Source organism: Treponema socranskii subsp. buccale, assembly GCF_024181585.1.
In the GTDB taxonomy this organism is placed as follows: domain Bacteria; phylum Spirochaetota; class Spirochaetia; order Treponematales; family Treponemataceae; genus Treponema_D; species Treponema_D buccale.
On record NZ_CP054258.1, the window covers coordinates 330743 to 341419 of the forward strand.

The following is a 10677-nucleotide window of genomic DNA, read 5'->3' on the forward strand; positions in this document are numbered from 1 at the left end:
CCCCTTTATGTTTTTTTCATTTGTGCATCGGTTACCTCCGGACATTCCTCAGTAACTACGGGTTTAGCTGAATTTATGATTTTCCCATACTCGTAAATAGAATCACTTGCTAAATCAATTCTATCATTCCAATATACACAAGTACGGCTTTCATCAAGCGCGAATTGTTTCCATAAACCTTTTATTGATATTAAGTCCTTAAAGTCAGGAATCTGATTTATATCTTCATTAACATCGTAAAGGACACGCCTTCCATCATCAAAGAGAACTTCTAATTTATAGTCATTTCTATCAATAATTGATTTAATTCTTGGAATCATATTCTACTCCAATGGAGCTAATTTCACGATAGTTTGAGTATCCCACATTTTTTGAAGTTCTTTATCATGTATGCTTAACCATTCTTTAACTAAGTTTTGAGCTTTTGATGGTAAATCGCCGTTTGTCATTTTATGTGTTTTCAAATCAAAAACACCGACATATTCACCATACAAAGCATGGATATGAGATGGTTCATGTTCCTTCAGTTTGAAGAACATCTTTATGACAATCCCATAAAATCGTGAAATCTCCGGCATTTTAAACCTCTACTGCTTATACTATAAGCGATTTTTACCTATAAAGCAACATTTTAAAATATTATTTCGTGTTTTTTGATTACTCCCCATAGCCGGCATCGCATAGCAATATCAGGTTGAAGCGGGTGTTAGGTTTACCAAATAGTTTTTACATCATATGACATCTTTAGTGATTCACGTATTACTTCTTGCTCGACTGCTTTTTGTATGAATTGATTTAATGATATACCTTGCATTACCGATAACAGTTTCGCCTTTTTATGCAACTCCGGCGCAATACGAACATTAAAACTGCCTTTGTATGATTTCTCTATTCTTTTACCGCTCGCTTTACATAAAATTATGTAATCATTTACAGCTTCTTCAAAGGCTTGTTTCAATTCACTGACCGTATTTCCTTCAAAAGACACCAGATCGTCAATGCCTTCTATTTTTCCGAAAAAGATTTCATCAGCGGCATTGAAATGAACGGAACCTATAAAATCTTTATACTGTAAGATATCTTTCATATTAATCCTCTTGTTGTCAGTTCTTCTACAAGTTGCTCTATTTGGTATTGTTTTAATACATTTTTAGGATGCGGTTTATGAAGCCGAATAATGTGCCCCGTTTTTTCATTAAAAAACGCTACTCGAGAACCTGACGTTTTCCCACTTTGACTTTCTTTATAGCCCAGTTTTCCTAATAATTTCCTTAATTCATCATATGTAAAATCAACCGGTTTATTTAAAAGCCTTTTTATAAGTTTTTCTTTTTGGCTCATATCTAATAATACTGCACATATGTTATAATTGCAACTGTTTTTTGGTTGTAATTATAAGCTGCTGTAGTAATCCTCTTTTTTTTCGACAGCGCGCCACGATTTCAGGTACTAAACGGTGCTGTATATTAATCTTTCTTAAATATTTTCCCGTCTTTTCATAAGGCAGAGGGCTTTGAAAAGGATTATTTCTTATAACTTCAATCAAGTCTTTTAGTGTCTGTGTTGAATTTATTAAATCAATATTTTAAAAATATGTTAATTTATTTTTCTAATAATTAACTCAACTAATAAAGTTAATAAGCTACCAATGATAACTGACAGCAAAGATAAAACAATACTATCTTTCTGCCTAACAAAAAAATTCCTACAATTTCTATATGAAATCGAATTTCACTTATATATATTTCAAATTTTTCGACTTTTTTCTGAAAATTTTTCTATTTCTTCTCTATTCTCTAGCTCAAAATTATTTATTGTTATTTTATATTTAAATCCGTTCTCTTGAATTATATCTGGTAAATCATTAATTTCATCTAAATATAACTTTGAGTATTTATAATATTTTAAATCCCTTGAATTTTGCTTTATCATAATTATTTCCGAGAGTCTTCTAAATTGTACATATAATATTTTTTACCTTTTTCTCTTTATATCATAAAGAAATACTACTTTTCTATCTAGACTGATACAAAACAAAAAAATAAATTTTTCAAGCATAATAATGAAAAAGTTACCCACCGGGCAACCGGTATAACATTCGCTTAAACGCATCGCATAGCAAACGTCAGGTTGAAGCGGGTGTTAGTTTCATATCTTTTACCAAATAGTTTTTACATCATACAACGAAATATTTCCGTCCGTAGTTACGATTGTTAAATCATTTTCAAGTGCTTGTGAGATTAGAATTCTGTCAAATGGATCATTATGTCTTACATTATCTTGAAACGGCAAATTTCTAATCCTGTTGAAATCATCAAGTGTAATCGGAAGTTTTCTAAATCCTGCTCGTCTACACATCTCATCTATTTCATATACAGTATGAGTAAATTCCAATTTTTTCTTGCTTTGTTTTATTGAAATCTCCCAAAATGAGGCATAACTGTAAAAACAAACATTAGAGTCAATTATATCTTTAGCACTTTTCGACAATCGATCATTCCCGAATAAATACCAAAGAATTGTATGCGTGTCGAGCAAATACTTCATTACACATATTCCGAAAAATCTTCGAGAGGGTCATCAAAATCCGGAGACATATAAAAAGGCTCATTTTTCCAAACGCCAAAAAGAGATTTTTTTTCGGAAACAGAATCGTCCTCAGGGAATTTCAATTTTATCAAGCGGATAAAATCAACAACCTCACTTATTGCAGCAGGAGGAAGCGTTGCGATTTCTTTTTCTAAAGCTGTATAAGGCATATGACCTCCCATACAATTCTATTATATTATACATTCATAAAATTTTCCAGATCTTATCGGTGTAAGAAAATAGCGGGCTTGACCTGCCGTACAAAAGTACCATGTTATCTAATTGTTCTTAATTCTCGGGCGAAGCCTCATGTAAAACAAGCCCGCTTCTTCTTCCGAAACAGCCCATTTTTTATTTTTACTTTCCTAAAAGCGGATCGGTGCATCGAAAAAAATGCCCGTATATTCATAAAAAAGATACCCCGCCTTTTATCCGGCGGGGTTATTTATTTTACACAAGGTCGGTGGAGTCCCCTTTCCTCAAGCATACTGCGGGGTACGGGGCCTCTGTCTCTACTGCCGGAGCGCTGTATCCGTACTGACGATAACGGTGCCGTGCTTTCCTGCCGCTATCCACGCGGTGCCGTTACAGGCGACGCCGTATAGGTCGTTTTCCGTTCCGCTCGGCTTCGTCGCCCACGTATTGCCGTTGTCCGTACTGACGATGACGATGCCGTTCTCGCCTACCGCTACCCACGTGGTACCCTTACAGGCGACAGAGAACAGTTTTTTTCCCGTACCGCTCGACTTTGTCGCCCACGTATTGCCGTTGTCCGTGCTGACGATAACGGTGCCCTTATCGCCCACCGCTACCCACGTGGTACCGTTACAGGCGACGCCGAGCAGGTAGTCCGTCGTACCGCTCGACTTTGTCGTCCACTTCTCGCCGTTGTCCGTACTGGCGATGACGGAGCCATCCTGTCCTACCGCTATCCACGTGCTATCGTTATAAGCGACGCCTTCCCGTATGTGATAATTAACCTTGTTCTTGTTATTCCAGTTAGCACCGTTGTCCGTACTGACTAATATGACACCGCTGGTTCCTACCGCTATCCACGTGTTACCCTTACAGGCGACACCCTTGCAATTCTGCTCCGTGCTTTCACCGATCGTCGTTTTTTCCGTCCACGTTTTGCCGTCGTCCTGGCTGGCGGTGACGGTGTAGCCTGCGCCCGACGCTACCCACGCGGTACCGTTATAAACAACATCGCACAGCCATTTTTTCGTATCTTTCTTCTTTTTCATCCACGTGTCGCCGTTATTCGTACTGACGATGACGTCCTCGCCCAGTCCTACCGCCATCCACGTGTTACCCTTACAGGCGATGCCGCGTAGGTCCTCCGTCGTCCCGCTCTCCTTACTTACCCAGCCGCTTGTTACAGTGCCTGTGTCATCGTGATGGATGTTGCCGCATGAAATGATGTTGACGAGTACAAACAGACTCATCAGACCGCCTGAAATCTTTGTCCACAGTTGTTTTCTTTGCATAAAACCTCCGTTCTTTCCGTACATAACCGATTTTATACCGGCGGCGCGTGGCAGCCGAAATCGCCTGTCGATCGCCCGTCGGTCGTTAAAGAAAATCAATTTTTATGTCCGCTATTTAAACAACTTCCGAAGAAGACAGATACAGGATGCAGAGAACGAAAAAATCCCCCCCCCCGCCGGACAACCCGACAGGGGGATAACTCGCTAAGCGGAATGCTTATTTTTCAAGTACCGCCATTTCGTAGTCTTTTGTTGTAAAGTACGCGGCGATAACCTTATTTGCATAAGTACCGCTCGTAGGCGCCCCTTGGCAAATCGTATACTGCTGAATACCGTTGCTTGCAGGCACCGTCATAACAACCCAGTCGCCGGTGAACTTATTGCTTACGACGCCGTTTTTTACCGCAGTATCCGTTTTAACAAGACCGTCTTTCAACCACGCTATACGGGCTGCATTTGCGGAACCGTAAAAGCCGTTATGGTAGTAGCTGATGTACGGAACCTGCTTATTGTTTTCTTTACGTACGCCCATTTTAAGGAAGGTGCCCGGATTCATATAGGTGTCGACCGTTGCAATTTTAAAGTCGCTTGTTGCGGGTTTGGTTGAACCGTTCACTTTGCCGGGGGCAAGATACGCATAGCGCACGCCGCCGTTACCGCTTGAATAATAGCCGATATGTAAACCGTCTTCATCGTCAATAACGAGATCTACGTAGAGCGGTGCACCGCCGTCAATCTCAACCGCATTAGCCTGCCATTCGCTTGTTTTACGATCAGTGGCACCGGCAGCAGGCTCTGTATAGCTTGTGCCTATATCGCGATAGCTGTATACCAACTGAGATTTCGCCGCATCGTACCATACAACGACGGCACGGTTTGTAGACGTAAGTCCCACCGCAGCATAACCGCCGCCCTGATGATGTTCGGAAGCGGTATCCGCAACAACTTCGTAACCACTGGCAGAGCCTGAATCATTAGGATCGCTGTCAATTCCATAACTATCGACATTATGACCTAAACCGTTTGAAATGTTATCAGGAGCGGTAACGGAGCCGTAACGAAATTTAATGGGAAGTACATCGTTATTTCTATCGCAATAGATAAGGGCAACCTTTGCATCGGAGCCGGGACCTCTCACTGCCAACTTCGGTATTTGCACGCGGTTTACATCATAAACGTTTCTTGCTTCGTTTGCATTATTTTCAAGACGGCGGCGGTTTGTCCCTCCATCATAATTTCCGGTTGTTCCGGTTGCATTGGTTCCTTGTTCGCGAGAAAAGAACGTAAAACTCGTACTTCTTGTCGCCCTATCGGTATTGCTTGCCCCTCCGTACATATTACCGCTCTCATCGTATGCAATAACCGTATTTTGGTACTTGCTGAAGCATTGCTCAATTATATGGGAAGATGCCATATCCGCAGGAGTAGTAATCGTTGCATTTTTCATCATAGCAAAGCTTAAGTTTCCGCTTACTGCCAAAATGCCATACGACATATAGTAATTGGAAGCTTTATCCATTACAAATTGCGGACTTTCCATAAAGTTATTGTTAATAATGGGTTTGGTTTTCCACACAAACAATTTGCGCCGTACGGTCAGGATATTATTGTTGGCATTATTTGCTTCAATGTTATAAGGCTTGGAAACGTCAATCTTATTATTTATCGATTCAACACTGCCTACTTTAACGGAAAGCGCGCCGCTTGTATGCGAATCTGTTATGGATACACTGTTTAAATTCGTGCCGAGCGATGCCGCCCCGAGCATAACGGTTCCGCCTGCGAGGTTAAAGCCTTTTACTTTAATCGTTTCTCCGGCCCGCACCGGATATTCGCCGGTTGAAGCGCGAGAGAAAGCACCTTTAAATCCGCTGTCGGCACTCGTTAAGCCGGTTTCCACGTTCGTGATATACGGAACGACATTTACACTTGTCTTCGCTTTATTTGCGGTATAGCCGTACACAAGCGCTTCGTCCGCGTCCGTGGGAACGGTATCGACAAGCGTGGCCGTATCGTCGGATATGTTTGCGATACGGGTAAGGTATTGGGTTTCGCCCTTTTTGAATACGACGAATTGTCCCGGATTTTTATTTGCAAAAACAGCACCCTCGGCGGTCTTCGGCGTTCCTCTGGTTACCGTTGCGTTTTGGGTCGTACCTCCGTCTGCGGGGACGGAAGTATTCGTTCCGTCGTTTGCGCTTACCGTAATACTTTTGGCAACGCCTACGCCCGCTTTTTCGGTATTCCAATCGAGCCGCCATTTGACGTAATAACCGAGATAGTCGGCATCCAATGTTTCAACCGTCAATACGGCTCCGTGAGAAGCCATATTTTTATCGGATGTCCACGTACCGTTAGCCTGCCGCGTTGCCTTAACCGTAAGCGCCGTCGTATTCGGAAGGCTCGCTTCAAGCGTATTTATTTTGATATTGTCATACGCAAAACCGCTTATGCTCATCTTGCCCGAAACGGAAGAATAAGTATTGCCCGTTCCCGAAACCGAAGCGATTTCAACGTGTCCGTTTGCGCGGCTGCCTTCATACAAAGAGTTCAGCGGATTGTTGTTTGAGTCTTTGCCTTCTCCGTTCCAATAGAAGGGCAGAACGACTACCGTAGGTGCTTTGTCGTCTAAGGTGTCGAAAAGCGTCGTGATATTCACCTTTGCAAAAGCGGAATCCGTTCCCTGCGTAAACCCATGTGCTTCATCCCACAGTTCGAGAATAATCGTAGTCGGCGTACCGTTGGAATTGCCGATTTGATTTGTTCCTGTACCGAAATGGTTTTTCAGATCAATTGTATTGCCGGTGGTAATAGCGGTAAGATTACCCGTCCCTATATTTACCTGTGTTCCGCCGTCAATTTTTTTCAGCCGATATTTTACGGTACCCTGGCCGCCGGTAAATTCAACCTTTATTTTAGAATTATCTTTATTCTTAAAGGCGAAACCGCTGCTCGCAAAATTCGCCGTAAAATCGAGGTTTGCATCTTTGTTGGACGGAATATCCAAATTATCGCTTATAAACGATTTCTGTGTACCGCCTATGTCCGTCATAAGCGTAATCTTCTGTACGGCGATCGGATTATTTTTTACGACTACATCGACGCCGGGAGCAGTATACGTGTTACCGCTCTTATCGGTTATAGTGTAATACAATTTTCCCTTGCCGTCGGGTACGCTGCCAAAATCGATTTTTCCCTGCCATGTAACCGTTCCGCCGAGCTGCGTGGTTATTCTGTTTTGCGGATCCGTTTCGGTCATCGTTGTTTCAGCGGAATTAATTTCGTTGACGGTTACCTTGGCCTTTACTTCTTTTACGCCCGACCCGCTGTCGTTTGCGACACCGTTTATAGTCCACTTTCCGCTGCTGTTTTTATATATCAGCGTTTCCGGTTTATACAGGATATAACTGTAACTTCCCGCAGTGAGCGCAGGTGAAGCGGTAAACGCAACTTTATTGCCGGTTACATTTGTTACTGAGAGAACACTGTTTTCCGCCAATATTTTACAGCCGCCGCCGGAAGATGTTGTACCGCCCAATTCGCGGACTTTTTGCGCAAGCTGCGTATCCGTTATCGAAGACGAAGTAAAATTCCCGATATTCATATATTTATTGGTGCCGAAGTCTCCGATTGGATTTTCCGTATCGAAACGGAATGTAAATTCTTTTTCCGTAGGTTTATTATCCGCATCGGTAATACGTATTTTTACGGTAAATTCTCCCTTAGCTTTAGCTTGAGCTTTTAAATTATTTAAATTGAGCGGTATTTTAAGTTTGTAATTTTTATACTTCGTACCTGATGAAGGATTATGTGCGCTGTCTTGTTCTATCCAGTTATGGCTTATCGGTGTAGTTCCCGACTGTGTTAAGTCATACGTCGCACCGTTTTCCAAATCACCTGAAAAATTGATTGTTTTTATACCGCTTTCATCATGAAGTGAACCGGAAAGTATCATATTTTCGCCAATCCACATACGCGGAACATAGTCTAAAGAAACAGCGGGTGCAGTTTTAACTATTTTAACAGCGTCGGGACTTCCGATCGTCGGAGAAGACTTATCTATTTCAATTTTAATCTTTTCCGTCCATTCGCCGACTTGACCGGTTGCTTTATTTTCAGCACAAACTCTAAAATATACGGGCTGGTTGTCATTGCCGTTCGGATTAAAAGATTGATCTTGATTGATAGTTTGCGTCCACTGTACCGCACCGTTTGCGGTAGTATTGTCTACAATTTTACCGTTTCCGCCATTATACCAGTCCACACTGCCAAACGTTCCGTCGGTAGTGTTACTAAAAGAACCGTCTTTAGAGAACTGAATATACGCTTTACCTATATCCGACGGAGAACCGATTGCAACGCTCGTGGTACCGAAAATCTGTATAGTACCGCCCAATACAGCGTTGTTTACCGGCGACAATATTCGTACAATCGGTTTTGTTCCATCAGGATTTAAAATCATAGTAAGTTTATGCACCTTTTTATTGCCGATATTGTCTTCCGCAAGAATATATATGGGAATATCAAAATAGTTGGAGTTGGATGTACTCGTAGTACCATAGTCGGAAGGATTAGTCATCGTATTGAAGTTGTATTTAAAGTTCCAACTGCCTGCCGTAGAAGTCGCCATATTTTGCCAACCGGCAGTGTTTTCGTCTACCGTTCCTACGGATTTTTTTGCGATTAAAAACTTTGTTTTAGAAGCGTCAACTCCCGCACCTGCATCCGAAATCGTTCCCGTAAAACTTACTTCGCCCGCTTGCGCAACGGTAGCTTCGGGATAAGTTAATTTAATCTCCGGAGGCGTTTTATCGACGCTGAAAGTTATTTTATCTTTGTCTTCACTTCCGCTATTTGCTTTAGCCAAAAAGTGGAGTTCGTATTCTCCGTCGGTTAACGTACTTATATCAAGGGTAGCTTTATACCGTGCGGGAGCTCCGACCGGATCGGGCCGTTCGAGTTTTCTATTGGAATCTACTGTTGCCGCTCCTCCTATTTTGTAGTACGCGGTGCCCGGTTCCAAATCGGTAATGTCTGCAAAAATATCGAAATTTTTATTTTTAAAACCTTCGATGCGCACGGGTCTGATTCTCGGACCGCTTCCGGTGGAAAGGAAATTACAAATATATAAACCGTTATTTACCGAATTCGAATCGTCATACGCTTCAAAGGTATTGGAAACTTGATTTGTGCTGTCCGTACCGATGACTTTTATTGCACGTTTTCCTTCGGTAAAAGAAGCAGGTAAATTGAATTTTACCCGTAAATTGCTTCCTTCTTTTGTTATCGCATTATCTAAATCTGCTTGAGAATTTAAACCGGCAAAATCGAACAGTACCGCTTCTTGTACAAGGTTGTTATCGGTTTTAAAGCTGTCGGTTTCATTTCCCGTACCGTTCCATTTCACAAGCACTATTTTTATACCGCTGTTTTTATAAGCATCAACCGTATTCGGGCTTACCAAAGGGTCGCCGTCTTTATTCGGGATCAGTTCAGCCAAAAGCGTTGATATGTTTCCGCTTTTAAAAATAATCGTACTGGCCGCGGAAAGATCCAAGCTGTTTTTTGCCAAATTTCTTACGCCGATAATTTTGTAACCGGGCGATTTATTCGGATCCAATTTAAAAGTACTGCGCTCCGCACTAGAACCGTCCATCATCTTGCGGTTGTCTTTTAATGCATTTAATGCAGTAGTATCTTCACGCAAGGCTTTTATTTTTTTGTCGTGTTCATTTTTATCGGAACCTTTTTTACCTGCAAAATAATCGCTTATGACTTCTTCCGTATAGCCTTTTTTTAAAACGGTATTTTGTATGTCTTCTTGTAAATAAAAGAATTCGGATTTGTTGCCGTCCGGTTCGGGAGTGCCGTCTGAAAATTTCTGAGCATTGTCGTACAAAAACAATTGGGCTTTTATGGCTTTATTGTGAAGCTCGTTTTTTTGATAGTCGTACCATGCATCCGCATCCGCTTCGCCGTATGTAAAAAGCTGTGCATTGATATTTTTCCCTACGAACATTTCGCTTGCCGAGAGATTTTTCTCCGGCACTTCAACGCTCAGTTTGGAAACAGTATTCCGTTCGCCCGCCTGTCCTTCGACCGAAAAAACGGCTCCGTATTTATCGCCGGTTTCAGGATCGGTCGAAACCGGTTTAGCCGTCGACGGCCGCGACACGATAAACACGGGAGGCGTATTGTCGATTTTATAGTTTTTCGTAAACTTTGACGTTTTGCCGCCGTTGTCGGTAACGGTAACGATCGCCGTGTATTCTCCGTCGGGAATGGGATATACTTTTACGAGTTCATGAGGCGCGGCTTCCGTACCCGTTGATTCGTTGTCTATATTTGCAGTCCACAATGTGCTGTAGGCACCCGGCGCGGAAAGATTTGCCGGAAAAGAGCGCGTTCTGTCTTTCGTTTCTATGTTTTCAAAAACGATTGAAACCGCTTGTACGCCTTCGTCGTCTTTTGCCGTTCCTTCCAGCACAAAACTTCCGCGTATCGGAGTTTCGCCCGCATCGGGGTAGGTGATTTCGCCGTTCGGCGGTAAAATATCCACGCTTCCGCCCAAGGCCACATTTTGCGGGCAGGCGGAGCATAC

At 42.3% G+C, this 10677-nt stretch carries 9 protein-coding genes; all 9 read right to left on the minus strand.

Annotated elements, in window-relative coordinates; translation table 11 throughout:
- Nucleotides 1-5 precede the first annotated feature (5 nt).
- A complete protein-coding gene (locus tag HRI97_RS01550; protein ID WP_253726187.1) occupies nt 6-320 on the minus strand; it encodes a DUF2442 domain-containing protein in 315 nt (104 codons plus the stop codon).
- Nucleotides 321-323: 3 nt separating this feature from the next.
- On the minus strand, nt 324-578 hold the full coding sequence (locus HRI97_RS01555; protein ID WP_253726188.1) for a DUF4160 domain-containing protein: 255 nt from the start codon (nt 576-578) through the stop codon (nt 324-326).
- Between the two features lie 134 nt (nt 579-712).
- A complete protein-coding gene (locus HRI97_RS01560; RefSeq protein ID WP_253726189.1) occupies nt 713-1087 on the minus strand; it encodes a type II toxin-antitoxin system HicB family antitoxin in 375 nt (124 codons plus the stop codon).
- The gene (locus tag HRI97_RS01565; protein ID WP_021329496.1) at nt 1084-1341 is read right to left on the minus strand and encodes a type II toxin-antitoxin system HicA family toxin; all 258 of its coding nucleotides are present in this window, start codon (nt 1339-1341) and stop codon (nt 1084-1086) included. The genes HRI97_RS01560 and HRI97_RS01565 overlap by 4 nt, the downstream gene beginning before the upstream one ends.
- Before the next feature lie 405 nt (nt 1342-1746).
- The gene (locus HRI97_RS01570; RefSeq protein ID WP_253726190.1) at nt 1747-1932 is read right to left on the minus strand and encodes a hypothetical protein; all 186 of its coding nucleotides are present in this window, start codon (nt 1930-1932) and stop codon (nt 1747-1749) included.
- Between the two features lie 225 nt (nt 1933-2157).
- A complete protein-coding gene (locus HRI97_RS01575; RefSeq protein ID WP_253726191.1) occupies nt 2158-2547 on the minus strand; it encodes a type II toxin-antitoxin system VapC family toxin in 390 nt (129 codons plus the stop codon).
- Nucleotides 2547-2759 (minus strand): DUF2281 domain-containing protein, encoded by a 213-nt coding sequence (locus HRI97_RS01580; RefSeq protein ID WP_366794523.1) that lies wholly within the window; start codon nt 2757-2759, stop codon nt 2547-2549. Before HRI97_RS01580 ends, HRI97_RS01575 begins: the two co-directional genes overlap by 1 nt.
- Before the next feature lie 342 nt (nt 2760-3101).
- Nucleotides 3102-4076: a WD40/YVTN/BNR-like repeat-containing protein gene (locus HRI97_RS01585; RefSeq protein ID WP_253726193.1), complete on the minus strand. Its 975-nt coding sequence runs from the start codon at nt 4074-4076 to the stop codon at nt 3102-3104.
- Between the two features lie 217 nt (nt 4077-4293).
- Nucleotides 4294-10635, minus strand: a complete 6342-nt coding sequence (locus HRI97_RS01590; RefSeq protein WP_253726194.1) for a hypothetical protein — start codon at nt 10633-10635, stop codon at nt 4294-4296.
- Nucleotides 10636-10677: the final 42 nt, after the last annotated feature.